We start from the raw sequence: 26,047 nt of genomic DNA on the forward strand, positions 1-26,047 counted from the left end.
GCATGAGGAGCGGCGGACCGGTGCGCCCGGAACGCCGTTGCGGCCATGAGGAACACTGGACCGGTACGCCGTCCCCGACCGGAAACAGGACATGCCCGCCCTCCCCACGCCCCTCGCCGACACCCTGCCCCTCCCCGCGGGCCCCGCCGACATCCGGCTGATCGTCACCGACATGGACGGCACCCTGCTCGACGACGCCAAGCGGATCCCCGGCGAGCTGTGGCCGGCGCTCGCCGAACTGCGCCGCAGGGGCGTGCTGTTCAGCCCCGCGAGCGGCCGCCAGTACGCGACGCTGGCCCGGCAGTTCGCCCGGGTCGCCGAGGGCATGGTGTTCATCGCGGAGAACGGCACGTACGTGGTCCGCGACGGCGTGGAACTCAGCTCCGACCCGATGGACGGGTCCGTCGCCGCCGAGCTGGTGCGTACGGTACGGCGGCTGGCCGCGGACGGCGTGGACGTCGGCACCGTGGTGTGCGGCAAGCGGGCGGCGTACGTCGAGCGGACCGACGAGGCGTTCCTCGCGGAGGTGCGCAGGTACTACGTCGAGCACCGGATCGTGGCGGACGCCACCGCCGTCGAGGACGACGTGATCAAGGTGGCCCTGTTCGACTTCGGGTCCGCCGAGCGCTCCACCGCCCCGGCCCTCGCCGGCTTCGCCGGCACCCACCAGGTCGTGGTCTCCGGCGAGCACTGGGTGGACGTCATGAACCGCACCGCCAACAAGGGCGCCGCGCTGCGCGGCCTGCAGCGGGCGCTCGGCATCACACCGGCGCAGACCATGGTCTTCGGGGACCACCTCAACGACCTGGAGATGCTCGACGCCGCCCACTGGTCCTTCGCGATGGCCAACGCCCACCCGGAGGTCGTCCGCCGCGCCCGCCACCTCGCCCCGTCCAACAACGACAACGGCGTGCTGCGCACCATCTCCCGCGTCCTGGGCCTGTAACCGGGTCCGGGCCGGCACAGGCGCCGGGCGGCCACCGGCTCATGCCGCGCGGCGCAGGCAGTCCTCGGCGACCTCCTTGTCGAGGGCGGCGCGCACCAACGCGGCGGCCAGGACGGCCGGTTCGGTGTTCTTGGCCAGTTTGGTCAGCTTCTCCGGGTCCTTCGGCAGGCCGAGCCGCTGCGCCCCGGACAGCGCCTTGCCGTCCAGATACGGCCCGACCTCCGGCCACACGCGCTGCGCCTCGCGCAGGAAGATGTCCGCGCCGGCCGGGCCGACGCCCGGCTCCTCCTGGAGCAGCCGCTTGAGTTCACCGGTGTCGCCGTGCGCCTCCTCGTGCAGCCGGCGCAGATCCCCGGCCCAGCGGTCCAGCAACAGCTCGGCGCCGTCCCCGAGTTGGGTGGCGGTCCGCTCGTCGTAGCGCCGGTAGCCGCCGCGGCCGAGGGCGTCCACCCGTTGCTGCCAGTCGGCGCCGGCCATGCGGCGCGGGCTGTCGAGGTGGTCCTTGTGCAGTTCCCGCGCGGCGGCCACCGCGACCGAGGCGCGGATCCGGGCGCTGAGCAGCAGGGCCAGCACGAGCAGCCGGTACAGCGGCTGCGGGGTGTCCTGCAGCCTGATGCCCGCTTCCTCGGCGTACGTCTGCCCGTACTCCGACAGCAGCGCGCGTACGACGCGTTCGTCGCGGTTCATGCCGGCGCTCCCGGCTAGGGCTTGAGCGGGTCGTGGCCCATCGACATCAGCTCGTGCCGACGGCGGGTGTCCTCCGCCTCCGGCTCGTCCTCCACGTCCACCAGCTCACCGACGGTGTCCACGACCTCCCGCATCACGCGGACGTCGTCGTCGGTGAGGTCCGTACGGCGCTTGGCGAGGATCGCCAGGACATGCTGTCCGAGCGGCGGGCCCGCCTGCTCGGGCAGCGGCTCGGTCGCCTGGCCGGAGTCCCGGACCCTCAGCCAGTCGGCGAGTTCCGCCGAGGTCATGTTCACCACGCGGTGGAAGTCGTCCCACAGCGTGTCGAGTTCGGGGGAGTCGGCCATGGGTTTCCCCTTCCGTGTACGGTTCCGCCGCCGCTGGTCAGCCGGCGTCCCGCGGCTGGTTCTCGGCCTCGAACATCCAGTGCTGCTTCTCCAGGTCGGCGGTGATGGAGATCAACAGGTCCTGGGTGACCGGGTCGGCCTTCTCGGTGGCGGCGATCCGCTCGCGCAGCCGCCCGATCGCCTCCCGAAGCGCCGAGACCATCAACTCGACGACCTCCGTGTCGCGCAGCCAGCCGTCCTTGGCGCCGGGCAGCGCGAAGGTCGCGGCGATGGTCTCCGGCCGGCCGTCCGGAGGGACGCCCAGCGCGGCGGCACGCTCGGCGACCGTGTCCGCGTGGGCCCGCGCCGTCGCCACCACCTCGTCCAGCTGGAGGTGGATCGAGCGGAACCGCGGTCCCACGATGTTCCAGTGCGCCTGCTTGCCGATCAGCGACAACCCGAGCAGATCCACCAGGGTGTCCTGCAGCGCGGTGCCGGTGACCCCGAGCGCGCTCTCGGGCAGGGTGCTCCTCACGACGGTCAAGACCTCGCCCCTTTCGTGGTCCGTCATAGTTCCTTCGGGTCTCGGGGCGCGGGTATCCACGGGGCCGGGGCGCAAACGTGCCTGATCAGCGGGGCAGCACCCGGTCCAGGAAGCCGGTCACCTCCGCGAAGACCTCCTTCTTGCAGGTCTCGTGGAAGACCTCGTGCCGCGCCCCGGCGAAGATCCGCTCGGTCGCGCGGGAGCCCGAAAGCCGCTCCACGCCGATCCGGCTGCCGGGCAGCGGCACCAACCGGTCGTCGTCCCCGTGCAGCCACAGCAGCGGCAGACCGCCCACGTCGCCGCCCTGGGCGACGGTCTGAAGGGTCCGCGCGAACGCCTCCACCGTCGGCCGCTTCATCGGCCCGTGCCACACCAGCGGATCGGCCGCGTAGGCGGCGCCGACGGCCGGGTCCCGGGAGAGGGCCGCCGGGCTGATCGGGGTGTCCGGGATCTCCGGCAGGGCCAGCAGCCGCCCGGGCAGCTCCCAGGCGCCGATCACCGGCCCGGACAGGATCAGCGCGCTCAGCCCGGCGCCGTACCGCTGGGCGTAGCGGGCCGCGATCAGCCCGCCCATCGAGTGGCCGATCAGCACCAGCGGGAGGCCGGGGTGCGCGGTCCGGGCCCGCTCCGCGACGCGGTGCACATCGGTGACCACGTCCTCGAAGTCCTCGATCAGCACCCGCTCGCCGGCCGACCGGCCGTGGCCGGCGTGGTCGGGGGCGTACACGGCCGCCCCGTGCGCGGTGAGGACCGCGGCCAGCTCGCCGTACCGGCCCGCGTGCTCGCCGTAGCCGTGCGCCAGCAGCGCCAGGTACCTCGGCGCGGGGTGCGGCCACTCGTGTACGGCGAGCGGGCCGTGGGTGCCGTCGAGGGTGTGCTCGCGGACGTGGCGCATGTCTCCTCCGGTGAGTCGGTGAAGCTCCGGGGGGATCTTCCCAGTGGGCCGGTCGGCGGTCTATAGTCCAAAACTAGCAGTGCTAATTAAGTCCCGTGTGGTCCGCCGGGCGACAGTGTCGTCGGCCGGTCGTAGGTCAGGAGTCGAAGCCGTGCGCCCCGTCCACTTCGCGGCCGCCCGCCGCACCCCCATCGGCAAGCTGCGCGGAGCCCTGTCCGCCGTCCGGCCCGACGATCTGGCGGCGACCGTCATCCGCCACCTGGTGGCCGAGGTGCCCGCCCTGGACCCCGCCCGGATCGACGACGTCTACTGGGGCGCGGCCAACCAGGCCGGCGAGGACAACCGCAACGTGGCCCGCATGGCCGCCCTGCTCGCCGGGCTCCCGGAGTCCGTGCCCGGCGCCACCGTCAACCGGCTGTGCGCCTCCGGGCTCGAGGCGGTCACCACCGCCGCCCGCACCATCGCCGCCGGTGAGGCCGACATCGTGATCGCGGGCGGCTCCGAGTCCATGAGCCGCGCCCCCTTCGTGCTGCCCCGCCCCGACGAGGCCCTGCCGCAGCGCATCGAGACCCACGACACCCGCCTCGGCTGGCGCCTGGTCAACCCGGCGATGAAGGAACTGCACGGCCTGCTGCCCATGGGCGAGACCGCGGAGGAGGTCGCCGCGCGCTACGGCGTCTCCCGCGAGCGCCAGGACGAGTTCGCCCTGCGCAGCCACCGGCTCGCCGCCGCCGCGCGCAAGAACGGGCACTTCGACGACGAACTCCTGCCCGTGGAGCGCCCGGACGGCATCGTCGTCGAGCAGGACGAGTGCGTGCGCGAGGACACCTCGCTGGAGAAGCTGTCGAGGTTGAAGCCGGTCTTCCGCCAGGGCGGCACGGTCACCGCGGGCAACTCCTCGCCGATGAACGACGGCGCGGCCGGGCTGCTCCTGGTCAGCGAGGAGGCCCTGAACGAGCTGGGCCTTGAGTCCCTGGGCCGCTATGTCGCGGGCGCCTCCGCCGGGGTCCATCCCGACGTGATGGGCATCGGCCCGGTCCCCGCCACCCGCAAGGCGCTGGCGCGGGCCGGCTGGGACATCGCCGACCTCGACGAGGCCGAGTTCAACGAGGCGTTCGCCGCGCAGGCCCTCGCCTGCGTCGACCAGCTGGGCATCGACCCGGACCTGGTCAACCCGACCGGCGGCGCCATCGCCCTCGGCCACCCGCTCGGCTGCTCGGGCGCCCGCATCCTGACGACGCTGCTGCACCGCATGCGGCGCACCGGCGCCGAGCGCGGCCTCGCGACCATGTGCGTCGGAGTGGGGCAGGGCAGCGCGGTGCTGGTCGAGCGGCACTAGCGCACATCCAACGGGGGGACCGGTCAGCCGAGCCGCAGCAACGAAACGGAGCAGCACCCCATGGCAACCCTGTCCGTCGCAGCCATCCTCGCCGAGAACGCCCGGCGCCGCCCCGAGAAGACGGCCCTGGTCGAAGGCGATCTGCGGCTCACCTTCGCCGACGTGTGGCGCAGGGCCCTGGCCCAGGCGGGCGCGCTCACCGGTCTCGGGATACGGCCGGGCGACCGGGTGGCCCTGATGGCCCCCAACACCGCCGAGTTCCCCGTCGCCTACTACGCCGTCGTCGCGGCGGGCGGAGTCGTCGTCCCCGTCCACCTGCTGCTGTCGGCCGGCGAGGTCGAGCACGTGCTGAAGGACAGCGGCGCCACCCTGCTGCTCGTCCACCCGGCCCAGGCGGCGACCGGCCGGGCCGCCGCCGAGGCCACCGGCGTCCGCGTCGCCGTCCTGGGCGAGGAGTTCGACAAGCTCGCGGCCGGCGCCGAGCCGCTGCGCTCGTACGTCACCCGCGCCGCCGACGACCCGGCGGTCGTCTTCTACACGAGCGGCACGACCGGCGTCCCGAAGGGCGCCGTGCTCAGCCACTTCAACCTCGTGATGAACGCGACCGTCAACGCCTTCGACGCCAACGACATCCGCGCCGACGACATCGCCCTCGGCGCGCTGCCGCTGTTCCACGCCTTCGGGCAGACGGTGTCGCTCAACTCCACCTGGCGGGCGGGCGCCACGCTCGTGCTGCTGCCCCGCTTCGACGCGGCCCGCGCCATCGAGCTGATGGTCAAGGAGGGCGTGAACACCTTCCACGGCGTGCCCACCATGTTCGTCGCGCTCGCCGCGGCGGCCCAGGACGCCGACGCGCTGCCCGCCCTGCGCGTGTGCATCTCCGGCGGGGCCTCGCTCCCGGTCGCCGTGCTGGAGCGGTTCGAAAAGGCCTTCGGTGCCAAGATCTACGAGGGGTACGGGCTGTCGGAGACCTCGCCGACGGCCACCGTCAACCAGCCCGTGTTCGGCACCCGCCCCGGCACCATCGGCCACCCGCTGTGGGGCATCGACGTGGAGATCGCCCGCGCCGAGGCCGAGGGCCGCATCGAAGTGCTGCCGCCGGGCGAGCTGGGCGAGGTCGTCATCCGCGGCCACAACGTCTTCTCCGGCTACCTCGGCCGGCCCGAGGCCACCGCCGAGGCCGTGGTCGACGGCTGGTTCCGCACCGGCGACCTCGGCACCAAGGACGAGGACGGCTTCCTCAGGATCGTCGACCGCAAGAAGGACGTCATCATCCGCGGCGGCTACAACGTCTACCCGAGGGAGGTCGAGGAGGTGCTGATGCGCCACCCCGGCATCGCCCAGGTCGCGGTCATCGGGCTGCCCGACGAACTGCACGGCGAGGAGGTGTGCGCCGTCGTCGTACCGGCGCCGGGCGCGGCGCCCGACGCCGCCGCGATCACCGAGTGGTCCAAGGAGCACCTGGGCCGGCACAAGTACCCGCGGCGCGTGGAGTTCACCGACGCGATGCCGCTCGGGCCCAGCATGAAGGTGCTGAAGCGGGAACTGCGGGCGCAGTACGCCGAGCAGGCGTAAAGGCGCCCCCAGCGGGCGGCGGGGGCCGCGGCAGGGGCCACCTGGCGAGACGGTCCTTACGCCGGAGGCTTGTCCGGACATAGCATCGGTCCCCGCATGAACACGATGACGCTCTGGCACATATCCGGCTGGGGGTTCGCGGCGCTCGCCTTCGCGGCCCTCCTCGTCGGCTTCTCCAAGACCGCGGTGAGCGGGGCCAACACGGTGAGCCTCGCGATCTTCGCGGCGGTCCTCCCGGCCCGCGCCTCCACCGGCATCCTGCTGCCCGTCCTGATCGCCGGCGACGTGCTCGCCGTCCTCACCTACCGGCGGCACGCCCACTGGCCCACCCTGTGGCGGCTGTTCCCGGCCGTCGCGGCCGGGGTGGTGGCCGGCACGCTGTTCCTGGTGTGGGCCGACGACGGGATCGTCCGGACCTCGATCGGCGCGATCCTGCTGCTGATGGCCGGGGTGACGCTGTGGCGGCGGCGTACGGCGGACGCGGCGCAGGCGCCGGAGGCGGTGACCACGCGCACCGGCCGCGCCAAGGCCCGCTCGTACGGCGTGCTCGGCGGGTTCACCACGATGGTCGCCAACGCGGGCGGCCCGGTGATGTCGATGTACCTGCTGTCGGCCGGCTTCCGGAAGCTGGGCTTCCTCGGCACCTCGGCGTTCTTCTTCCTGATCGTGAACGTCTCCAAGGTGCCGTTCAGCGCCGGCCTCGGACTGATCGACGGGCGCTCGCTGCTCCTTGACGCGGCGCTGGCCGTGTTCGTCGTGCCCGGCGCGTTGTTCGGCAAGTGGGCTGTGAACAGGATCAACCAGCGACTCTTCGAACAACTCGTGATCGCGGCGACCATCGTGGGCGGAGTGCAACTCCTACTGCGCTAGCCCCAGCAGCGCAGGAAGGTCCGCGAAGGAGTCCAGCACGTGGTCGGGGGTGCCGCTCGCCCGCTCCAAGGTCTCCGGGAGGAACTTGCCCGTGCGGACCAACACGCCCGTGATGCCCAGACGTTGTGCCGCCAGCACGTCGTGCTCGACATCGTCCCCGATCATCAACGCCTCGTCCGCGCCGACCCCGAGGCGCCCGAGGGCCGCCTCGAAGAACGCCCGCGACGGCTTCCCCGTGACCTCCGCCTCGACCCCGGCGGCCGCCTCCAGGCCCGCCAGAAAGGCTCCCGCGTCGAGCTGAAGGCCGTCGTCCGTCCGCCAGTACAGGTTCCGGTGCATGGCGACCAGCCGCGCGCCGCGCTGGAGCCGCCCGAAGGCGCGGTTGAGCGCCTCGTATCCGAACTCCGGCCCGGCGCCGCCCAGCAGGACGACGTCCGGTGCCTCCTCGTCGGCGTCGCCGACCAGGGTGACCCCGTCCAGGTCCTCCCCGATGTCCCCGCTGTTCAGCAGCGCCACGCGGGCCCCGGCCAGATGGACGGCGGTGGCCGCGGGGGCCGTGAGGATGTCCTCGGCGCCCACCGGGAACCCCGCGTCCGCCAGCGACCCCGCGATGGACGCCCGGGACCGCGAGGTGGTGTTGGTCACCAGCACCACCCCCAGTCCCGCGTCCCGGACCGCCCGCAGCGCCTCCACCGCACCCGGCAGCGGCTTCCAGGACACGGTGAGCACACCGTCGACGTCGATCAGCAGGGCACGCACGGATGCCACGGATTCCATGGCTCCGACCGTACCGACCCGGCTCCCGGACCGGCCCGAACCACCTCGTACGCTCACCCCTATGCCCGCGCACGTCCTCATCCTCGGCGGCACCACCGAGGCCCGCCGCCTCGCCGCCGACCTCGCCGCCCGGCCCGGCGTCCGGGTCACCACGTCCCTGGCCGGCCGGGTCGCACGGCCGGCAGCGGTGGCGGGCGAGGTACGGACCGGCGGCTTCGGCGGCGCGGAGGGGCTGGCCGGCTGGCTGCGCACCCACCACGTCGACGCCCTGGTCGACGCCACCCACCCCTTCGCCGAGACCATCACGGCGGGCGCGGCCCGCGCGGCGGCGGCCACGGGCGTTCTGCTCGTCGTCCTGCGCCGCCCCGGCTGGCGCCCCGGCCCCGGCGACCGCTGGTACGACGTCCCGTCCCTGTCCGGGGCCGCCGAGGCCCTCCCCGGTCTCGGCCGCCGGGTGTTCCTCAGCACCGGACGTCTGGGCCTCGCCGCCTTCGCCCACCTGACGGACCTGCACTTCGTCGTACGGTCGGTGGACCCGCCCGAGCCGCCCATGCCGCCGGACACCGAAGTGATCCTCGCACGCGGCCCGTTCACCGTCGCCGACGAGACGGAGCTGCTGCGCACCCACCGCATCCAGGTGCTGGTCACCAAGGACAGCGGCGGGGAGGCGACGGCGGCGAAACTGACGGCCGCGCGCGAACTCGCCCTGCCCGTGGTCGTCGTACGCCGCCCGCCGCTGCCGCAGGGGGTGACGGCGGTGCCCGACGTGGCGGGCGCACTGGAGCGGCTCGGGCTCAGCCCGGGGTGAGGACCGACGCCCGGATCCGGTCGACGGTACGCAGGACCTCGTCCCGGTGCTTCGCGCTCTTGATCCAGGCCGGGAGCCGGGCGACCAGGGAATGCCTCGGCCCGTTGGCGTCCCGGCCGGCGCGCTCGCGCAGCCCCGCGTCGACATGGCGCCGGATCAGATCCAGGTGCCGCAGGTCGTACGCCCAGAGCCAGCCGTGCCGGGTCTCCCGCTGCAGCCACAGACGGGCGCGGAAGTACGGATCCTCGGCGGGGCCCCTCGTGCCGGCCCACACGCCGATGCCCCGGCCCGCCCACGACCGCGACAGCCCGCAGGACCGGCACACCAGCCGCCGCGGCGCGAACAGCGGCCACTCCTCGGCGTGCGGCCGGCGTTGCACGCGGGCCGGGCGGTCACCTCCCGGCACCGCCCCTACTGCTCCCCGGGGTTTCTGCGCAGCAGGTACGTGTCCATGATCCACCCCTTGCGCGTCCGTGCCTCGGCCCGGACCCGCTCGATGCGCGGAGCGGCCTCGGCGATGGGACCGGAGACCAGGATCTCGTCCGGAGTGCCTATGTAGGCCCCCCAGTAGATGTCGATGTCGTCGTCGGCGTACCGCCGGAAGGCCTGGTGCGCGTCCAGCATCACCACCACGTCGTCCACGCCCTCGGGGAAGCCCTCGGCCAGCCGCCGCCCGGTGGTGATCTGCACCGGGCGGGCCACCCGGTTCAGGCCCGTGCGGTGGCGGGCGACCAGCGCGGAGACGCTGCTGATGCCGGGGATGACCTCGTACTCGAACGCGACCGCCCCGCGCGCCAGCACCTCCTGGAGAATCCCCAGCGTGCTGTCGTACAAGGAGGGATCGCCCCACACCAGGAACGCGCCGGTGCCGTCCTCGCCCAACTCCTCGGCGATCAGCCGCTCGTAGATCCCGGCGCGGGCGCTGCGCCAGTCCTCCACCGCCGGCGAGTACGCCGCCCCGCCCGCCTTCCGGTCCCGCTCCGGGTCACGGGCCTGGACCACCCGGTACGCCCCCTCGGGCAGATGCGCGTCCAGTATGTCCCGGCGGAGCTGGGTGAGATCGCTCTTCACCTCGCCCTTGTCGAGCAGGAAGAACACGTCCGTGCTCCGCAGCGCCTTGACCGCCTGCAGGGTCAGCTGGTCGGGGTCGCCCGCGCCGATACCGATGACATGAATCTTTCGCACGCCCCCGAGTCTGCCGTACGCCACTGACAGCGGGCGCACCGCCCGCACCACCGGCGACCGCCGCGGATCCGTCAGGACCGCAGCCGGGGCGCCTCGTCCGCCGCGTCCACGGGCAGATCCCCGCTCTCCACCCGGTCCGCCAGCTCCCGCGCCCACCGGGCGAGCCCGGCGAGATCGATCCCGTACGGCCGGTCCTCGCCCTCGCCGGTCTCCCACTCCGCCAGCGCCTGCGGGCCGCGCCGCAGCAACCGGGCCCCGCCGACGGCGTTCCCGCGCGCCGCGTGCGTCAGCCCCACCGCCAGCTGGGCCAGCCCCCGCCACAGCGTGCGCTCCGCCTCGGGCCCCGACTTCCAGGCGTCCTCGAACACCTCGTGCGCGTGGAACGGCTTCCCGGCGTCCAGCAGCGCCTGTGCCTCGGCGACCGTCTCCGCCGGCGCCCGTACGACACCCTCCGGCTGCCGCGGGACGCCCTCCGTGCCGTAGGGCAGCGGCCGGCCGAGCCCGTCCCGGGGCCGCGCACTGCGCGCCCGCCCCTCCGTGTCCCGGTCCCTGGCATCCCATGCGCCCGCGTTCGTCATACGACCGATTGTCCCCGGCTCACCCCGGGCCCTCTTCGGCCCACCCCCGGAGGTGGGGTAAAGTGCTGTTCGCGCGATCACACGGGTCACCGTGGGTGAGTGCATCGGGACGTGGCGCAGCTTGGTAGCGCACTTGACTGGGGGTCAAGGGGTCGCAGGTTCAAATCCTGTCGTCCCGACGTGCGGAAAACGCAGGTCAGGGGTGGTGCCGGAACAATCCGGCACCACCCCTAGATCATTTTCGGCGTCGTTCTCTTTCGCGTGCGGGGCCTCTCAGCCCTTGTTGGAGCCCAGGGTCAGGCCGCTGACGAACTGGCGTTGGAGGGCGAAGTACACGATCAGGGTGGGGATCGCGGTCAGCAGGGAGCCGGCGGCGACCAGGTTCGGGTCGGTGAAGTACTGGCCGGAGAGGTTGTTCAGGGCCGAGGTGATCGGCATGTTCTGGCCGGTCGAGATCAGTACCAGCGCCCAGAAGAAGTCGTTGTAGATCCAGATCGACAGCAGGGTCGCCAGGGCCGCCATCGCCGGCTTGCACAGCGGCAGCGTGATCTGCCAGAACAGCCGCCACACCGAGGCGCCGTCGACCAGCGCGGCCTCCGTCAGCTCGTGCGGCAGCGAGCGCATGTAGTTGCTGAGCACGAACGCGCAGAACCCGGACTGGAACGCCACATGGATGAGGACCAGGCCGAGCGCGGAGTCGTACAGCTTGCCGCTCTGGGTGATGCCCGGCAGGTTCGTCAGCAGGTACAGCCGGTACAGCGGGGTGATGATGACCTGCTGCGGCAGCAGGTTGCCGGCCGTGAAGACCAGCAGCAGCGCCAGGTTGAGCCGGAAGTCGAAGCGGGCGACGTAGAAGGCGACGCAGGAGGACAGGAACAGGGTGAGCAGCACGGCCGGCACCGCGATGATCAGCGTGTTGCCGAAGTAGTGCAGCATGTCCGACTGCTGGAACGCGTGCGTGAAGTTGTCGAACGTCAGCTTGTCCGGCCAGGAGACGTAGCCTTTGGCGCTGGTCTCGCTGTACGGCCGCAGGGCCGAGAAGATCGCCCACAGCAGCGGCGCCAGCCACGCCAGCGCCGTACCGGCGAGGAAGACGTGCAGCAGGACGCGGGCCGGGCGGATCGGGGCGCGCCGCTTCAGCGGCGCTGCGACGGTGGTGCTGCTCATGCGCGCCGCTCCTTCCGGAAGGTGGCGATCAGGTACGGGATGATCACCGCGAGGGAGATCACCAGCAGGACGACGGCGATGGCGGAGCCGTAACCGATGCGGCTGGACTCGCCGATGATGTTGTTGGTGACCAGGATCGACAGCAACTCGGTGCCCTGGGCGCCTTTGTTGAAGACGAAGACCAGGTCGAAGGCGCGCAGCGCCTCGATGATGGTGACGACCAGCACGACCGTGTTGGTCGGGCGCAGGGTGGGGAAGATGACGCTCTTGAACGTCTGCCACTCGCCCGCGCCGTCGAGCGCGGCGGCCTCCCTGAGCGAGGGGTCGACGCTCTTCAGGCCGGCCAGGTACAGGATCATCATGTAGCCGGTGTGCCGCCAGGACGCGGCGATGAGGACCGCCCACAGGTTGAGGTGCGGGTCGCCGATCCAGTCGATGTAGTGACCGGGCTTGTTCGCCCCGATGATGCTGTTGATCAGGCCGGTGTCCGGGTTGTAGACGAGCTGCCAGACGAAGCCGATGCAGGCCATCGAGATGACGACCGGCAGGAAGAACGCCGTCTGGTAGACCCGGCTGAACCGGATCCGCTTGTCCAGCTGCACGGCCAGGAACAGGCCGAACGGCGTCGGGATCAGGATCAGCACGACGAACCAGATCACGTTGTGCTGGACGGCCGGCCAGAACTGCGGGTTGTCGCTGAAGAGCTGCTTGAAGTTGTCCAGGCCCACCCACTTGATCGAGTCGAACCCGATGCCGTCCCAGGTGGTGAAGGCCAGGAAGATCGAGGCGATCGCGGTGACCCACACCAGGAGCACGTGCAGGATCGTCGGCACGCCCGCCATCAGGGCGAGCGTGACGCGGTCACGGCGGGTCAGCAGACGGCGGTGGCCGTGTGTGGCCCGCGTGCGCGCGGGCGAGGCGCCCGGAGGCGGCGCGGCGGCCGCCTCCGGGGTCGTCGTGGTCGTATCGGTCGTCATCGGGCCGCTCACTGGGACGCGAAGATCGTCTTCTTCTGGCGCTCGATGGACGACAGCAGGCTGTCCACGCCCTTGGGGTTCTGGAGGAACTTCTGCAGGCCCGGCTGCATCACCGTGGAGGTGAAGTCGGGGCGGGAGTCGCGGTCCATGAACTGGGTGAGGCTCTTGGCGCCGCTGATCATCGTGTACGCCTTCTTCTGCAGCGCGGTGTACGAGGAGGTGTCCGCCTTGCTGGAGGCGGCCACCACGCTGGAGTCGGCCTTGAGATAGGTCGCCTCGGCCTCGGGGGTGCCGAGGAACTCCATGAGCTTGACGACGCCGTCGTGGTTCTTCGGCGACTTGCTGACCATGAACCCGTCGGTGGGCGCCTCGACCGTGTCCTGGCCGTACGCGGAGTTGATCTCAGGGAAGGCGAAGAAGTCGAGGTCGTCCAGGTCGGCCTTGTTGGTGAACTGCTGGCCCACGAACGAGCCGAGGAGGTACATGCCGGCCTTCTTGGACACGAGGCTCTGCGCGGCGTCCTGCCAGGTGCGGCCCATGAAGCCGTCCTGGTGGTAGGGCAGCAGCTCGGCCCAGTGGTCGAAGACGGCCTTCACCTTGGGGTCCGTCCACGACTCCTTGCCCGCCATCAGGGACTTGTGGAAGTCGTAGCCGTTGAGACGGAAGTTGATCTGGTCGAAGGTGCCCATCGCCGGCCAGGCGTCCTTGTCGCCGAACGCGATCGGGACCAGGCCGTCCTTCTTCATCTGCTTGCACAGCGCGACGAGTTCGTCCCAGGTGGCGGGGATCTTGTAGCCGTGCTGCTGGAAGACGCTCTTGCGGTAGAACAGCGCCCACGGGTACGTGTACAGCGGAACGAAGTAGTACTTGCCGTCCGCCCCCTTGCTCAGCTGCTTCATCGCGTCGGGGAAGTTGTCCCCGATCTTCGCCCACACGTCGTCGATGGGCGAGGCCAGGTTCTTCGCCGCGAAGAACTGCATGCGGTAGCCGGCGAACCAGGTGAACACGTCGTCCGGCGTGCCCTGGAGATAGGAGTTGATCTGCTCCTGGAAGGTGTTGTGGTCCTTCGTGTTGACATCGACCTTGATGCCGGACTGCTTCGTGAAGGCGGCGTAGATCTGGGCGAAGGCCTTCTTCGGCACCGCGTCCGAGGCGTTGGAGCCGAGGGTGACGGTCTTCGGGTCCGAGGAGGAACCGCTGCCTCCGCAGGCGGACAGCAGGGGTATGCCGGCGCCGGCCAGCAGGGCGGCGCTGCCTGCTCCTCGCAGGACCGAACGGCGGCTGGGGCCCGGGACGGAGAGACCGGAGGGGGAGAGGCGCATGGCGGCTCCTGAGGAATGCAGGGCTCGGTCAAGGGGATGAGTTGATCACCGAAAGGTTGTCGAAACCGCTCAGAAACCAACTCGACCGAACATCGTGGCCGTAATAACAGCCCCATGTCCGCTCATGAGTCAATAGGCCGGGTCGCGCTGGGGTGTCTCTTGCCCGAAACGTAATCGTCACCGTCACCTGCAACTTTGTTGAAGATAAGGAGGGGTGGTTCCGTTTCAGCTCCTGACCAGCAGCTGGAAGTCGAAGGCGTAGCGGGACGCCCGGTACACATGGCTGCCGTACTCCACCGGCCGGCCCGTGACGTCGTACGCGGTGCGCCGCATGGTGAGCAGGGCGGCGCCCTCCCGCTCGTCCAGCAGGGCGCCCTCCTCGGCCGTCGCGCTGCGCGCGCCGATGGACTGGCGGGCGCTGTGCAGGACGATCCCGGCCGACCGCATCAGGCGGTACAGGCCCGTCGACTCCAGCTGGCCGGTGGGCACTTCGAGCAGGGAGGCCGGGAGGAAGTTGCACAGGAAGGCCACCGGCCGGTCGTGGGTGCCGCGCAGCCGCTCCATGGCGACGACCTCGGCGCCCTCCGCGATCCCGAGGGCGGCGGCCACCTCGGCGCTCGCGGGGATCCGCTCGTTGCGCAGCACGCGGGTGCTCGGGGCCTGTCCGGCCGTCTCCAGGTCGTCGTAGAGGCTGCTGAGCTCCAGTGGTCGCCTGACCTCGCTGTGCACGACCTGGGTGCCCACCCCGCGCCGGCGTACCAGCAGACCCTTGTCGACCAGCGACTGGATCGCCTGGCGCACGGTGGGCCGGGACAGGCCGAGGCGTACGGAGAGGTCGATCTCGTTGCCGAGGAGGTTGCCCGGGGCCAGCGTGCCGTGTTCGATGGCGGCCTCGAGCTGCTGCGCGAGCTGGTAGTACAGCGGTACCGGGCTGGTGCGGTCGAGGGCGAAGCTCAGGGAGTCGACCGCGCGCTCGCCCGGTGCCGTTCGCTGCGGGGTGCGGTGTACTGGGCTCATGCCTGACAGGTGTAGGGCGCGGAGGCGAGGGTGTCAATGATTTGTACTAACATTCGGACCTGCTTGTGAAATGATGTCTTAACAAAGTATTGACAGCAGGCTCGCCAGGGACTTGGATCCCGTGCCAACGCATCAGCGTCCCTTCCCCCGTCGCACGCACAGTGAGGTGCAGGAAAGATGGACCGCTCTTCTCCCTCCCGCTCCCGGAGACTGGCCCCGGTGGTCGCGGTGGCCGCCGCGGCGGCCCTGACCCTCGCCGGCTGCGCCAGCAGCCACGGCGGCAAGAAGGCCGAGGAGGCGGCGCAGAACGCCTCGGCGGGCAAGGCCGACACCCCGCGCATGACCGTCGCCCTGGTCACGCACCAGGCGCCCGGCGACACCTTCTGGGACACCGTCCGCAAGGGCGCCGAGGCCGCCGCCGCCAAGGACAACATCAAGCTCGTGTACTCCGCCGACCCCAACGCCGGCAACCAGGCGAACCTGGTGCAGAACGCGGTCGACCAGAAGGTCGACGGCATCGCGATCACCCTGGCCAAGCCCGACGCGATGAGGAGCGTCGTCGGCAAGGCGCGGCAGGCCGGCATACCGGTGGTGGGCCTGAACTCGGGCCTGAGCGACTGGAAGAAGCTCGGCCTGCTGGAGTTCTTCGGGCAGGACGAGAGCGTGGCGGGCGAGGCGTTCGGCGACAAGCTGAACAGCACCGGCGCCAAGAAGGTCGTCTGTGTGATCCAGGAACAGGGCAACGTGGGTCTGACCCAGCGCTGCGACGGCGTGAAGAAGACGTTCAAGGGCACGACTGAGACGCTGTACGTGAACGGCACGGACATGCCGTCCGTGAAGTCGACCATCACGGCCAAGCTGAAGCAGGACTCCTCCATCGACACGGTCGTCACCCTCGGCGCGCCGTTCGCGCTGACCGCCGTGCAGTCGGTGTCCGACGCGGGCAGCAAGGCCAAGGTCACGACCTTCGACCTGAACAAGGACCTGGTCAAGGGCGTCCAGAACGGCTCGATCGAGTTCGCGGTCGACCAGCAGCCCTATCTGCAGGGTTACCTCGCCGTGGACGCCCTGTGGCTCTACAAGTACAACGGCAACTACAGCGGCGGAGGGGTCCAGCCGGTGCTGACCGGTCCGGCCTTCGTCGACAAGTCCAACGTCGACAAGGTCGCCCAGTTCGCCGCGAAGGGCACCCGGTGATGAGCATGGCGCAGCAGGCTGAGCCGGCGGTGAGCACCCCGCCGGGCTCCGGAGGAGGCAGGGACGGCCGTACCGCACGGCGTCCGCTGGCCCTGCGGATGCTGGCCCGCCCCGAGGTGGGCGTCTTCCTCGGCGCCGCCGCCGTACTGGTCTTCTTCCTGATCGCCGCGCCCACGGTCCGCCAGGGCAGCTCGATGGCGACCATCCTGTACCAGTCCTCGACCATCGGGATCATGGCCCTGCCGGTCGCGCTGCTGATGATCGGCGGCGAGTTCGACCTCTCCTCCGGCGTCGCCGTGATCTCCTCGGCGCTGACCGCGAGCATGCTCAGCTACCAGCTCACCCTGAACGTGTGGACCGGCGTGATCGTCGCGCTGCTGGTGTCGCTGGCGATCGGGTTCTTCAACGGCTGGATGGTGGTGAAGACCGGCCTGCCCAGCTTCCTGATCACCCTGGGCACCTTCCTGATCCTGCAGGGCGTGAACCTGGCCGTGACCAAGCTGGTCACCGGCAACGTCGCCACCGACGACATCAGCGACATGGACGGCTTCGACCAGGCCAGGAAGGTCTTCGCATCGAGCTTCGACGTCGACGGGGTCCAGGTGAAGATCACCGTGGTGTGGTGGCTGGTCTTCGCGGCGCTGGCCACCTGGGTGCTGCTGCGCACCAAGTACGGCAACTGGATCTTCGCCGTCGGCGGCAACAAGGAATCCGCCCGCGCCGTCGGCGTGCCGGTGACGTTCACGAAGATCTCGCTGTTCATGCTGGTCGGCTTCGGCGCCTGGTTCGTCGGCATGCACCAGCTGTTCTCCTTCAACACCGTGCAGTCCGGCGAGGGCGTCGGACAGGAGCTGATCTACATCGCCGCCGCGGTCATCGGCGGCTGTCTGCTGACCGGCGGCGCCGGCTCGGCGATCGGCCCGGTCTTCGGGGCGTTCATGTTCGGCATGGTCAACCAGGGCATCGTCTACGCCGGCTGGAACCCGGACTGGTTCAAGGCCTTCCTGGGCGTGATGCTGCTCGGCGCCGTCCTGATCAATCTGTGGGTCCAGCGCACGGCGACCCGGAGGTAAGCGATGACATCCAACGGAACGGGCACCCACGGCGCGATCGTCAAGGACGCCGGACCCCGGCGGGACGGCCTGCTGGTCGAGCTGCGCGGGGCGGGCAAGTCGTACGGCAACATCCGCGCGCTGCACGGCGTCGACCTGACGGTGCACGCCGGCCAGGTGACGTGTGTGCTGGGTGACAACGGCGCCGGCAAGTCCACCCTCATCAAGATCATCTCCGGGTTGCACCAGCACACCGAGGGCGAGTTCCTCGTGGACGGCGAGCCGGTGCGCTTCTCCACCCCGCGTGAGGCCCTGGACAAGGGCATCGCCGCCGTCTACCAGGACCTGGCGACCGTGCCGCTTATGCCGGTGTGGCGCAACTTCTTCCTCGGCTCGGAGATGACCAAGGGGCCCTGGCCCGTCCGGCGTCTGGACATCGAGCGGATGAAGAAGACCGCCGACGAGGAACTGCGCAACATGGGCATCGTCCTGGACGACCTGGAGCAGCCCATCGGCACCCTCTCCGGCGGCCAGCGCCAGTGCGTGGCCATCGCCCGCGCCGTCTACTTCGGCGCCCGCGTGCTGATCCTGGACGAGCCCACCGCGGCCCTGGGCGTGAAGCAGTCGGGCGTGGTGCTGAAGTACATCGCCGCCGCCCGCGACCGCGGCCTGGGCGTCATCTTCATCACCCACAACCCCCATCACGCCTACATGGTCGGCGACCACTTCAGCGTCCTGCGCCTGGGCACCCTGGAGCTGTCCGCCTCGCGCAGCGAGATCACCCTGGAGGAGCTGACCAACCACATGGCCGGCGGCGCCGAACTCGCCGCCCTCAAACACGAACTGGCCCAGGTACGCGGCGTCGACACCGAGGGACTCCCCGAGGCCGAGGACCTCACCGCACCCGTCGCGCCCTCCGCGGAAGGAACACCCTGACCATGGCCACCCCCACCCCCCTCGACCGCATCCGGGTCGGCTCGGCACCCGACTCCTGGGGCGTCTGGTTCCCCGACGACCCCCGGCAGGTGCCCTGGGACCGCTTCCTCGACGAGGTGTCCGAGGCCGGCTACGAGTGGATCGAACTCGGCCCCTACGGCTACCTGCCCACCGATCCCGCGCGGCTCGGGGACGAGGTGGCCCGGCGGAACCTGAAGGTCTCGGCGGGCACGGTGTTCACCGGCATGCACCGGGGCCCGTCCGTCTGGGAGGAGACCTGGGCCCATGTCAGCCAGGTCGCCGCGCTCACCCAGGCGATGGGCGCGCGGCACCTCGTGGTCATCCCCTCCTTCTGGCGGGACGACAAGACGGCCGAGATCCTGGAGCCGCCGGAGCTGACCGCCGAGCAGTGGGCGCACCTGACCAAGGGCATGGAGCGGCTCGGTCACGAGGTCAAGGAGACGTACGGCCTCGACATCGTGGTCCACCCGCACGCCGACACCCACATCGACACCGAGGACCACGTCGAGCGCTTCCTGGACTCCACCGACGGCGAACTGGTCAACCTGTGCCTGGACACCGGGCACTACGCCTACTGCGGCGGGGACAGCGTCAAGCTGATCGAGACCTACGGCGAGCGCATCGGCTATCTGCACCTCAAGCAGGTCGACCCGGACATCCTCGCCGAGGTGGTCGCGAACGAGGTGCCGTTCGGGCCGGCCGTGCAGCGCGGGGTGATGTGCGAACCGCCGTCCGGGGTGCCCGAGCTGGGGCCCGTCCTGGAGGCGGCCCAGCGGCTGGGCGTGGAGCTGTTCGCGATCGTCGAGCAGGACATGTATCCGTGCGAGCCGGACAGGCCCCTGCCGATCGCCGTACGGACGCGGCGGTTCCTGCGGTCCTGCGGGGCCTGAGCGCATCGCCGAAGGAACCGGGCCTCCTTCGTGGGGCCCGGTTCCTTCGTGTCCGCTGCCCGGTTCCTCTGCGACTGCTGCGGATTCGGCCGGGGCACGGGCGGGAACTACCGAGGGCACGCGGGCGTTGAGCCGATGACGGGGGATGCCCGCGCAGACGGGAGGACGAGATGACGCAGCGCACCGAACCCGGGGGCGACACCCAGGACCTGAGCGAGGCGGCGGAGCGCCGCCGCAGCCGTTTCGGCACCCTGCCCGAGCGGATACGCCCGCAGGACATGGTCGAGACCAGCCCGGCGACCCTTCCCGACCCGGCGCGGAACGCCTACAACCCGGACGAGTGGCTGATCCGGTACTGCGGCTGATGACAAGGGTGCGGCGCCGGGCGGACCCGCCCGGCGCCGCACCCACGACGTCTCAGGCCTGGCGCACCTCGGCGAGGGTCACCGGCCGGTGCTCGTGGAGGGACAGGGTGCAGGCCTCGGCGATCCAGCCCGCCTCCAGGGCGTCCTCGACGGTGCAGGGGGAGGGGCGGGCGCCGGCCACGACCTCGGTGAACGCGGCGAGTTCGGCGCGGTAGGCGGCCGTGAAGCGGTCCATGAAGAAGTCGTGCGGGGTGCCGGACGGGAAGGTCACACCGGGCTCGACCGAGCGCAGCGGGAGCTTGTCGTCCAGACCGACCGCGATCGAGTCCCGGAAGCCGTGGAGCTCCATGCGGACGTCGTAACCGCGCGCGTTGTGGCGGGAGTTGGACACCACCGCGAGGGTGCCGTCGTCCAGGGTGAGGACGGCACCGGTGGTGTCGGCGTCGCCCGCCTCCCTGATGTAGTCCGCGCCCCGGTTGCCGCCGACCGCGTAGACCTCGGTGACCTCGCGGCCCGTCACCCAGCGGATGATGTCGAAGTCGTGCACGGAACAGTCGCGGAAGATGCCGCCGGACGCGGCGATGTACGCGGCGGGCGGCGGCGCCGGGTCCAGGGTCGTGGAGCGGACGGTGTGCAGCGTGCCCAGCTCGCCGGCCGATACGGCGGCCCGCGCGGCGGTGAAGCCCGCGTCGAAGCGGCGGTTGTAGCCGATCTGGACCGGCACCCCGCCGTCCCGTACGGCCTTCAGCACCTCGACGCCCTCGGCCATGGTGCGGGCGACCGGCTTCTCGCAGAAGACGGGGACGCCGGCCTCGACGCCGGCCCGGATCAGCGCCGGATGGGCGTCGGTGGCCGCGGCGACGACCAGGCCGTCCACCCCGGCCGCCAGCAGCGCCTCCGGCGAGTCCGCGACCTCGGCGCCGAACCGCTCGGCGGCCGCCTTGGCGGCGTCCGCGAGCGGGTCGGCGACGACGAGCGACTCGACGGCGTCCAGTCCATGGAGGGTCTCGGCGTGGAAGGCGCCGATGCGGCCGAGGCCGAGGATTCCGATGCGCATGTGCTCCGCTGCTCCTTGTGTGTGGTTGCTGCCCGTTGCCGGGGCTTTGCCCCGGACCCCGATCGAGCTTCGGGTTCGTCCCCGATCGCCGGACGGGCCGGTTTCCTTCAGTCCAGCCCGCCGAGCACGTTCTGGTCCCAGTCGATCACCGACCCCGTGACCACCCCGGACCGGTCGGACAGCAGGAACACCACGAAGTCGGCGATCTCGTCCGGTTGGCCCAGCCTGCCCATCGGCAGCCTCGCCGCGGCCTGCTCCCGCCAGTCGTCGCCGGCGCCGTGGAAGGCGCGCTGGGTGGCGTCCTCGCCCTCCGTCGCCGTCCAGCCGATGTTCAGGCCGTTGATCCGGATCCGGTCCCAGCGGTGGGCGTGCGCCGCGTTGCGCGTCAGGCCGGCGAGGCCCGCCTTGGCGGCGACGTACGGCGCGAGGAACGGCTGCCCGCCGTGCGCCGACGAGGTGATGATGTTGACGATCGTGCCGGGCGCCTTGCGGGCCACCATGTCGGCGACCGCCGCCTGCATCGCGAAGAACGGCCCCTTGAGGTTGACCGCGATGTGCGCGTCGAACAGCTCCGGCGTGGTGTCCAGCAGCGTGCCCCGGGAGGTCAGCCCCGCCGAGTTCACCAGGCAGTCGATCCGCCCGCAGGCGTCCACCACCTCGGCGACCGCCGCCTTGGCCTGGCCGGCGTCCGCCAGGTCGGCGCGCACGAACATCGCCTTGCCCCCGGCCGCGGCCAGCTCGGCGACCAGCGCCTCACCCGGCTGCGTACGACGGCCGGTGACCGTCACGACCGCGCCTTCCCGGACCGCCGCCCGCGCGATCGCCGCGCCGACCCCCTGACTGCCGCCGTTCACCAGCACGATCTTGTCGTCGAGAAGTCCCATGACTGTGCGTGTCCCTTCCTCTCCTCAGCTCTTCCGGCGTTCCGCGCCGGCCCGCAGCTCCGCCCGGAGCCGCTCGGGGTCCCACGCCTCACGCACCGCCCGCCGCAGCACGTCCGCCTGGGACGGCGGGGCCAGCCCGTCGACCGGCGGGTCGCTGTCGAGGTTGGTCGGGAAGGGGTAGCCCTCGGCGCTCGCCGCGATCACGTTCTCCAGCCACCGCTCGTCCGCGCCCTCGGCGGCGCGCCGCAGCAGCACTGGGAACACCGCGTTCGCCACCGCCTCGCGGTCCACCGTCTCCATCGCGCGCCCGAACGCGGAGGACACCTGGAGCAGATTGGCCGTGCGCCGCACGTCCGCCGTGCGGTTGGTGCCGGCGGCGTGGAAGAGCGCCGGGTTGAAGAAGGCCGCGTCGCCCTTGGCGAGCGGGAGCTGGACGTGGTGCCGCTCGAAGTACGCCCGGAACTCCGGCAGCCGCCAGGCCAGGTAGCCCGGCTCGTACAGCTGTGAGTACGGCAGATACAGCGTCGGGCCCGACGCCACCGGCATGTCGCAGTGGGCGACCGCGCCCTGGAGGGTGAGCACCGGGGAGAGGCGGTGCACATGGGCCGGGTAGGCGGCCGCGGCCGCATTGCTCAGGAAGCCGAGGTGGTAGTCCCGGTGCGGACTCTGCCCGGCGCCGCCCGGGTTGACCACGTTGACCTGCGAGGTCACCTGGTAGCCGGGGCCCAGCCAGGCCGAGCAGACCAGGGCCAGGACGTCGTTCGCGTAGTAGTCGGCGAACGCCTCGGCGTCGTACCGGGCGGCCTTCTCCAGCGCGTTCCACACCCGGTCGTTGGCGCCCGGCTTGGCGAAGTGGTCGCCGGCCGTGGCCCCGGACGCCCGCTGCCCGGCGATCAGCGCCTCGAACACGGCCGTCAGCCGGTCCACGGCCGGCAGGTCGGGCCAGGCGCCCTTGACCACGACGATCCCGGGGCCCTCGGCGAACGCCCGCACCAGCTCGGCCCGCAGGGCGCCGGGGTCCTCAGGGTCGCGCAGCCGCTCACCCTCGTACACCAGGACGTTCTCGGCCACCGAGGCGGCGTGCGGATAGTCCGTGAGGCGGGTCGTGCGGTCGGTCAGGGCGCGGAAGGCGTCCAGGTCGCAGTCCTGCTCGGACAGCCAGGCATGGCCCGGCACGGAGACGACGGACATCGGTGTCCTTTCGGCCGGCTACGGCTTTCGGCCACGGCGGCGACGCGGCCCTGTCATTCTTGTCAGTACAAACCCCTCGAACAACCAGCAGCAGGCCATCAAAAACCCCTCAAGGAGCAGGCCCATGGGCCATCCGTTCCCGATCCGCGAGATCGCACGTCAGGCGGGCCTCAGCGAGGCCACCGTGGACCGCGTCCTCAACGGCAGGGGAGGGGTGCGCGAGAGCACCGCGCGGGAGGTGCACCGGGCCATCGCCGACCTCGACCGGCAGCGCACCCAGGTGCGGCTGGTCGGCCGCACGTTCATGGTCGACATCGTGGTGCAGGCGCCCGAGCGGTTCAGCACCGCCGTACGCGCCGCCCTGGAGGCCGAACTGCCCTCCCTGCACCCGGCCGTCGTCCGCTCCCGCTTCCACTTCCGCGAGACCGGCCCGGCCGCCGAGCAGGTCAGGACGCTGGACCGGATCGCCCGGCGCGGCTCCCAGGGCGTGATCCTCAAGGCGCCGGACGTCCCCGAGGTGACCGCCGCCGTCGGCCGGCTCACCGCGGCCGGCATCCCGGTCGTCACCCTGGTCACCGACCTGCCCGCGAGCGGCCGGGTCGGCTACGTCGGCAGCGACAACCGGGCCGCCGGCGCCACCGCCGCCTATCTGACGGGCCAGTGGCTCGGCGACCGGCCCGGCAATGTCCTCACCAGCCTGAGCAGCGGCTTCTTCCGCAACGAGGAGGAGCGCGAGATGGGCTTCCGCAGCGTGATGCGGGCCCGGCATCCGCAGCGCGCCCTGGTGGAGATCGCCGAGGGCCAGGGGCTGGACGCCACCCAGTACGACCTGGTCCGCGCCGCCCTGGAACGGGACCCGGAGATCCGCGCCGTCTACTCGATCGGCGGCGGCAACAACGCCACCCTGCGCGCCTTCGCCGACGCAGGCCGGGAGTGCGCGGTGTTCATCGCCCACGACCTCGACCACGACAACACGCGGCTGCTGCGCGAGCACCGGCTGTCCGCCGTGCTCCACCACGACCTGCGCCAGGACATGCGGGAGGCCTGCCATCTCGTGATGCGGGCGCACGGCGCGCTGCCCCCGGCCGGGCCGGCGCTACCGTCCGCGATCCAGGTGGTCACGCCGTACAACATGCCCGCGCCGACGGAGGGTTGAGGGGAAGCGATGACACATACCGAACAGGTGGAGATCGAGGGCGTCCCCATGGTCGCGACCCTCGTGCCCGGCGACGGGGTCGGGCTGCTGGCGCTGCACGGCAGCAACGAGGGCGGCACCGCCGCACTCGCCCGGACCGTGGCGCGCCGCTGCGGCGCCACCAGCCTCGTCTTCACCCAGCCGGGAGCACGACAGCCCGTGCACGTCACCTCCCCGCGGATGGCCGCCGACCACTGCGCGCTGCTGAGGGAGTTCCTCGAGAGGGTTTCCCTCACGGTCTCCCTGCACGGCCACATGCGGCCCGGGGCGCCGCACACGGTCTTCCTCGGCGGCGGCAACCGGGCGGCGGCCCGCGTCCTCGCCGAGGCGCTCGCCGCCCACGTCCCGCACTTCCCGGCGGTCACCGACCTGGCCGCGATCCCGAGCGCCCTGCGCGGCGTGCATCCCCGCAACCCCGTCAACCTGACCCGCCTCGGCGGGGTCCAGGTGGAACTGCCGCTCCTGGCCCGGACGAGCGGGGGCGCCAACCTGCCACCGGGGGAGGTGATCGAGGCGTTGGTCGCGGGGGTGAAGGAGCTGAGCGGTGCGACAGACCCCGGCTCGGGGCTCACATGGTGATCGCGTACGCCTTGCGCAGCGTCTCGTGCACGGTCCACGTCGTACGGTCGCCCGCGCCCAGCACCGCCATGTCGCCCGGCCCCACCGTCAGCGTCGGCCCGTCCTCGACCTCGATGGTCGCCGAGCCGCTGATCACCACGAACAGTTCGTCCGCCTCCGTGTCGGTGACCACGCCCGGAGTGATCTGCCAGATGCCACGGACCTGCCGGCCGTCCGGCGACTCCCAGACCACCTTCCCGGTGACCTCCGGGTTCCCGGAGACGATCTGCTCCGGGTCGAGGGGCTCGGGTTCGAGGCCGGCGTCGGGGATGTGGAGCGCGAAGCTGTGCGTCATACGGCGACCCTAGCCAGTGCCGGGACCGTGCCACGGACGACAGTGTGTGCGGCATCGGGGCTGGTGGCAGGACACTTCGTCGGGCCGCCTTGACTGGCGGGGCGGCGTGGCGCGGGTGATCGTGGTGAGCATGGCTGACTCTCCGGCGGTCGGCACGGCACCGCCCCGGCGGCACGACACCCGCGAGGCCGTCCTGTTCGGCGGGGTGTACGGCGCCGTCCTCGCCAGCTCGATGGTGGCGGCGCTCAGCCAGTACGGCCGTACGACCGCCGCAGGCCGCCGCTACGACGCCGTGTGGCTGCTGGTGACCGCCCTCGCCTCCGCCCTCGCGCACGGCTACGCCCACTACATCGCCGAACGCACCCCGCACCACCGGTGGGACGTAGTGCGCACGCTGCGGGACGAGTGGCCGCTGGTCATGGCCGCGCTACCCACGGTCTTCCTGCTCGCGGGCGCCGGCTGGGACTGGTGGCCGCCCAACGGCATCCAGTACCCGGTGTTCGCCCTCAACATCGTGATCCTCTTCACCCTCGGCCTGATCACCGCCCGCTGGTCGGCCCGGAGTTGGCCCATGGCGGTCCTCATGGGCGCCGGGGACGCGCTGCTCGGGGTGATCGTGGTGGTGGCGAACGCGCTCATCAAGTAGGAACGCGCTCCTCACGCAGGCGGTGCCCCGGGTCTCAGCGTCCGGCGCGCACCCCGTCCAGGGCGATCGCCAGGACCCGGTCGCGCTGGGCGTCGTCGTCGAACGCCGTGGCCGTGATGCCGGCGACCATCCGCAGCAGGTCGGTGAAGTCCATGTCCGCACGGGCCACGCCCGCCCGCTGGGCGCGCTCCAGCAGCGGGCCCCCGGCGGCGTACATGGAGTCGCGGCAGGTCTGGAAGATCTCCGACTCGTCGTTCAGCGCCTCGCGCACCGCGCGCTTGGTGACCATGTAGCCGGAGAACCGGTCCAGCCAGGCCGTCAGCGCCTCCCACGGCTGAAGGCCCGCGACCTCCTCGGCGGCCCGGCACAGGGCGTTGACCTCGTCGGCGTACACGCTCTCGAACAGGTCGCGGCGCGTGGGGAAGTTCCGGTACAGCGTGCCGATGCCGACCCCGGCGCGGCGGGCGATGTCCTCGAGCGAGGCGTCGGAGCCGTGCTCCGCGAACGCCTCGCGGGCGGCGGCGAGCAGGGCGTCGTAGTTGCGGGCGGCGTCCTTGCGGTGCGGCCGGCGGGCCGCCACGATCTCGCCGACGGGGAACGGCGTGGCCGTCACTGCTGCCTCCCAGAGGGAATCGATGAACCGGAGGAACGCATCCGCTTCGGTTGAACCGGATGCTCACCTCCGTT

Annotated in this window: 30 protein-coding genes and 1 tRNA gene; 14 read left to right on the forward strand and 17 right to left on the reverse strand. The window is 71.5% G+C overall.

The genetic code is table 11. From position 1 onward, the window contains the following. The first annotated feature begins 91 nt into the window (after window positions 1-91). Window positions 92-946 (forward strand): Cof-type HAD-IIB family hydrolase, encoded by an 855-nt coding sequence (locus tag AB0950_RS08460; protein WP_366778123.1) that lies wholly within the window; start codon window positions 92-94, stop codon window positions 944-946. A 39-nt stretch (window positions 947-985) separates the two neighbouring features. Here AB0950_RS08460 and AB0950_RS08465 read toward each other — a convergent pair whose 3' ends face one another. From AB0950_RS08465 to AB0950_RS08480, 4 genes are all read right to left on the reverse strand, one after another. After that, window positions 986-1,633 carry an endonuclease gene (locus tag AB0950_RS08465; RefSeq protein WP_366778124.1) on the reverse strand — a complete coding sequence of 216 codons (648 nt, stop codon included), beginning with the start codon at window positions 1,631-1,633 and terminating at the stop codon, window positions 986-988. Between the two features lie 14 nt (window positions 1,634-1,647). Further along, a complete protein-coding gene (locus AB0950_RS08470) occupies window positions 1,648-1,980 on the reverse strand; it encodes a DUF3140 domain-containing protein (RefSeq protein ID WP_360156699.1) in 333 nt (110 codons plus the stop codon). A 37-nt stretch (window positions 1,981-2,017) separates the two neighbouring features. Next, window positions 2,018-2,503: a DNA starvation/stationary phase protection protein gene (locus AB0950_RS08475; RefSeq protein WP_360156696.1), complete on the reverse strand. Its 486-nt coding sequence runs from the start codon at window positions 2,501-2,503 to the stop codon at window positions 2,018-2,020. Window positions 2,504-2,588: 85 nt separating this feature from the next. Further along, window positions 2,589-3,398, reverse strand: coding sequence for a lysophospholipase (locus AB0950_RS08480; protein ID WP_366778125.1), 810 nt, complete (start codon window positions 3,396-3,398; stop codon window positions 2,589-2,591). Between the two features lie 151 nt (window positions 3,399-3,549). Here AB0950_RS08480 and AB0950_RS08485 point away from each other — a divergent pair, with 151 nt between their 5' ends. The 3 genes from AB0950_RS08485 to AB0950_RS08495 all read left to right on the forward strand — a co-directional run bounded on the left by AB0950_RS08485 (window position 3,550) and on the right by AB0950_RS08495 (window position 7,182). Continuing rightward, entirely contained in the window at window positions 3,550-4,737 is a 1,188-nt protein-coding gene (locus AB0950_RS08485; RefSeq protein WP_366778126.1) for a thiolase family protein, read from the forward strand. Window positions 4,738-4,797: 60 nt separating this feature from the next. After that, a complete protein-coding gene (locus AB0950_RS08490) occupies window positions 4,798-6,312 on the forward strand; it encodes a long-chain fatty acid--CoA ligase (protein ID WP_360156687.1) in 1,515 nt (504 codons plus the stop codon). Between the two features lie 96 nt (window positions 6,313-6,408). Next, a complete protein-coding gene (locus AB0950_RS08495; RefSeq protein ID WP_360156684.1) occupies window positions 6,409-7,182 on the forward strand; it encodes a sulfite exporter TauE/SafE family protein in 774 nt (257 codons plus the stop codon). Here AB0950_RS08495 and AB0950_RS08500 read toward each other — a convergent pair. Further along, window positions 7,171-7,950, reverse strand: coding sequence for an HAD-IIA family hydrolase (locus AB0950_RS08500; protein ID WP_360157185.1), 780 nt, complete (start codon window positions 7,948-7,950; stop codon window positions 7,171-7,173). The genes AB0950_RS08495 and AB0950_RS08500 overlap by 12 nt on opposite strands. Before the next feature lie 70 nt (window positions 7,951-8,020). Between AB0950_RS08500 and AB0950_RS08505 the strand changes: the two genes are divergently transcribed. Further along, window positions 8,021-8,767, forward strand: coding sequence for a cobalt-precorrin-6A reductase (locus AB0950_RS08505; RefSeq protein ID WP_360574164.1), 747 nt, complete (start codon window positions 8,021-8,023; stop codon window positions 8,765-8,767). Here AB0950_RS08505 and AB0950_RS08510 read toward each other — a convergent pair. The 3 genes from AB0950_RS08510 to AB0950_RS08520 all read right to left on the reverse strand — a co-directional run bounded on the left by AB0950_RS08510 (window position 8,754) and on the right by AB0950_RS08520 (window position 10,530). Continuing rightward, window positions 8,754-9,146 carry a hypothetical protein gene (locus AB0950_RS08510; RefSeq protein ID WP_366778127.1) on the reverse strand — a complete coding sequence of 131 codons (393 nt, stop codon included), beginning with the start codon at window positions 9,144-9,146 and terminating at the stop codon, window positions 8,754-8,756. The two genes, AB0950_RS08505 and AB0950_RS08510, sit on opposite strands and share 14 nt — an antisense overlap. A 32-nt stretch (window positions 9,147-9,178) precedes the next feature. Then, entirely contained in the window at window positions 9,179-9,952 is a 774-nt protein-coding gene (gene cobF, locus AB0950_RS08515) for a precorrin-6A synthase (deacetylating) (protein WP_360156675.1), read from the reverse strand. A 71-nt stretch (window positions 9,953-10,023) separates the two neighbouring features. After that, window positions 10,024-10,530 (reverse strand): DUF309 domain-containing protein, encoded by a 507-nt coding sequence (locus tag AB0950_RS08520; protein ID WP_366778128.1) that lies wholly within the window; start codon window positions 10,528-10,530, stop codon window positions 10,024-10,026. A gap of 105 nt (window positions 10,531-10,635) precedes the next feature. On the opposite strand from AB0950_RS08520, the gene AB0950_RS08525 reads away from it, so the two are divergent. Next, window positions 10,636-10,709 (forward strand) — tRNA-Pro (locus tag AB0950_RS08525). A gap of 94 nt (window positions 10,710-10,803) precedes the next feature. Here AB0950_RS08525 and AB0950_RS08530 read toward each other — a convergent pair. The 4 genes from AB0950_RS08530 to AB0950_RS08545 form a co-directional block, all read right to left on the reverse strand. After that, window positions 10,804-11,697: a carbohydrate ABC transporter permease gene (locus AB0950_RS08530; protein WP_366778129.1), complete on the reverse strand. Its 894-nt coding sequence runs from the start codon at window positions 11,695-11,697 to the stop codon at window positions 10,804-10,806. After that, window positions 11,694-12,674, reverse strand: coding sequence for a sugar ABC transporter permease (locus AB0950_RS08535; protein ID WP_360156666.1), 981 nt, complete (start codon window positions 12,672-12,674; stop codon window positions 11,694-11,696). The genes AB0950_RS08530 and AB0950_RS08535 overlap by 4 nt, the downstream gene beginning before the upstream one ends. Window positions 12,675-12,682: 8 nt before the next feature. Further along, window positions 12,683-13,996 carry an ABC transporter substrate-binding protein gene (locus AB0950_RS08540; protein ID WP_360156663.1) on the reverse strand — a complete coding sequence of 438 codons (1,314 nt, stop codon included), beginning with the start codon at window positions 13,994-13,996 and terminating at the stop codon, window positions 12,683-12,685. Window positions 13,997-14,221: 225 nt separating this feature from the next. Further along, window positions 14,222-15,013: a GntR family transcriptional regulator gene (locus AB0950_RS08545; RefSeq protein ID WP_366778131.1), complete on the reverse strand. Its 792-nt coding sequence runs from the start codon at window positions 15,011-15,013 to the stop codon at window positions 14,222-14,224. A 177-nt stretch (window positions 15,014-15,190) separates the two neighbouring features. On the opposite strand from AB0950_RS08545, the gene AB0950_RS08550 reads away from it, so the two are divergent. The 5 genes from AB0950_RS08550 to AB0950_RS08570 all read left to right on the forward strand — a co-directional run bounded on the left by AB0950_RS08550 (window position 15,191) and on the right by AB0950_RS08570 (window position 19,474). Continuing rightward, window positions 15,191-16,210, forward strand: coding sequence for a sugar ABC transporter substrate-binding protein (locus tag AB0950_RS08550; RefSeq protein ID WP_360574155.1), 1,020 nt, complete (start codon window positions 15,191-15,193; stop codon window positions 16,208-16,210). Further along, entirely contained in the window at window positions 16,210-17,283 is a 1,074-nt protein-coding gene (locus AB0950_RS08555; protein WP_360156654.1) for an ABC transporter permease, read from the forward strand. The genes AB0950_RS08550 and AB0950_RS08555 overlap by 1 nt, the downstream gene beginning before the upstream one ends. A gap of 3 nt (window positions 17,284-17,286) precedes the next feature. Beyond that, window positions 17,287-18,198 carry an ATP-binding cassette domain-containing protein gene (locus tag AB0950_RS08560; protein ID WP_360156651.1) on the forward strand — a complete coding sequence of 304 codons (912 nt, stop codon included), beginning with the start codon at window positions 17,287-17,289 and terminating at the stop codon, window positions 18,196-18,198. A gap of 2 nt (window positions 18,199-18,200) precedes the next feature. Further along, window positions 18,201-19,109, forward strand: coding sequence for a sugar phosphate isomerase/epimerase (locus AB0950_RS08565; RefSeq protein ID WP_360156648.1), 909 nt, complete (start codon window positions 18,201-18,203; stop codon window positions 19,107-19,109). A 170-nt stretch (window positions 19,110-19,279) separates the two neighbouring features. Beyond that, window positions 19,280-19,474 (forward strand): hypothetical protein, encoded by a 195-nt coding sequence (locus AB0950_RS08570; protein WP_360156645.1) that lies wholly within the window; start codon window positions 19,280-19,282, stop codon window positions 19,472-19,474. Between the two features lie 52 nt (window positions 19,475-19,526). Here AB0950_RS08570 and AB0950_RS08575 read toward each other — a convergent pair whose 3' ends face one another. The 3 genes from AB0950_RS08575 to AB0950_RS08585 form a co-directional block, all read right to left on the reverse strand. Next, complete coding sequence (locus AB0950_RS08575; protein ID WP_360156642.1) at window positions 19,527-20,531, reverse strand: Gfo/Idh/MocA family oxidoreductase; 1,005 nt, start codon at window positions 20,529-20,531, stop codon at window positions 19,527-19,529. Window positions 20,532-20,638: 107 nt separating this feature from the next. Further along, window positions 20,639-21,415 (reverse strand): SDR family oxidoreductase, encoded by a 777-nt coding sequence (locus AB0950_RS08580; RefSeq protein ID WP_360156639.1) that lies wholly within the window; start codon window positions 21,413-21,415, stop codon window positions 20,639-20,641. A gap of 24 nt (window positions 21,416-21,439) precedes the next feature. Next, the gene (locus AB0950_RS08585) at window positions 21,440-22,606 is read right to left on the reverse strand and encodes a phytanoyl-CoA dioxygenase family protein (protein ID WP_360574151.1); all 1,167 of its coding nucleotides are present in this window, start codon (window positions 22,604-22,606) and stop codon (window positions 21,440-21,442) included. A gap of 124 nt (window positions 22,607-22,730) precedes the next feature. On the opposite strand from AB0950_RS08585, the gene AB0950_RS08590 reads away from it, so the two are divergent. Both AB0950_RS08590 and AB0950_RS08595 read left to right on the forward strand, forming a co-directional pair. Next, complete coding sequence (locus tag AB0950_RS08590) at window positions 22,731-23,762, forward strand: LacI family DNA-binding transcriptional regulator (RefSeq protein ID WP_366778132.1); 1,032 nt, start codon at window positions 22,731-22,733, stop codon at window positions 23,760-23,762. Between the two features lie 9 nt (window positions 23,763-23,771). Further along, window positions 23,772-24,380: a poly-gamma-glutamate hydrolase family protein gene (locus AB0950_RS08595; RefSeq protein ID WP_360156630.1), complete on the forward strand. Its 609-nt coding sequence runs from the start codon at window positions 23,772-23,774 to the stop codon at window positions 24,378-24,380. On the opposite strand, the gene AB0950_RS08600 is transcribed toward AB0950_RS08595, so the two are convergent. Further along, complete coding sequence (locus AB0950_RS08600; RefSeq protein WP_366778133.1) at window positions 24,370-24,714, reverse strand: cupin domain-containing protein; 345 nt, start codon at window positions 24,712-24,714, stop codon at window positions 24,370-24,372. The genes AB0950_RS08595 and AB0950_RS08600 overlap by 11 nt on opposite strands. A 130-nt stretch (window positions 24,715-24,844) precedes the next feature. On the opposite strand from AB0950_RS08600, the gene AB0950_RS08605 reads away from it, so the two are divergent. After that, window positions 24,845-25,360, forward strand: a complete 516-nt coding sequence (locus AB0950_RS08605) for a hypothetical protein (RefSeq protein WP_360156624.1) — start codon at window positions 24,845-24,847, stop codon at window positions 25,358-25,360. A 34-nt stretch (window positions 25,361-25,394) separates the two neighbouring features. Here the strand turns inward: AB0950_RS08605 and AB0950_RS08610 are convergent, their stop codons facing one another. Beyond that, window positions 25,395-25,973 carry a helix-turn-helix domain-containing protein gene (locus AB0950_RS08610; protein WP_360156621.1) on the reverse strand — a complete coding sequence of 193 codons (579 nt, stop codon included), beginning with the start codon at window positions 25,971-25,973 and terminating at the stop codon, window positions 25,395-25,397. Window positions 25,974-26,047: the final 74 nt, after the last annotated feature.

Origin of the sequence: Streptomyces sp. NPDC007189 (genome assembly GCF_040703635.1) — a bacterium.
GTDB lineage: Bacteria > Actinomycetota > Actinomycetes > Streptomycetales > Streptomycetaceae > Streptomyces.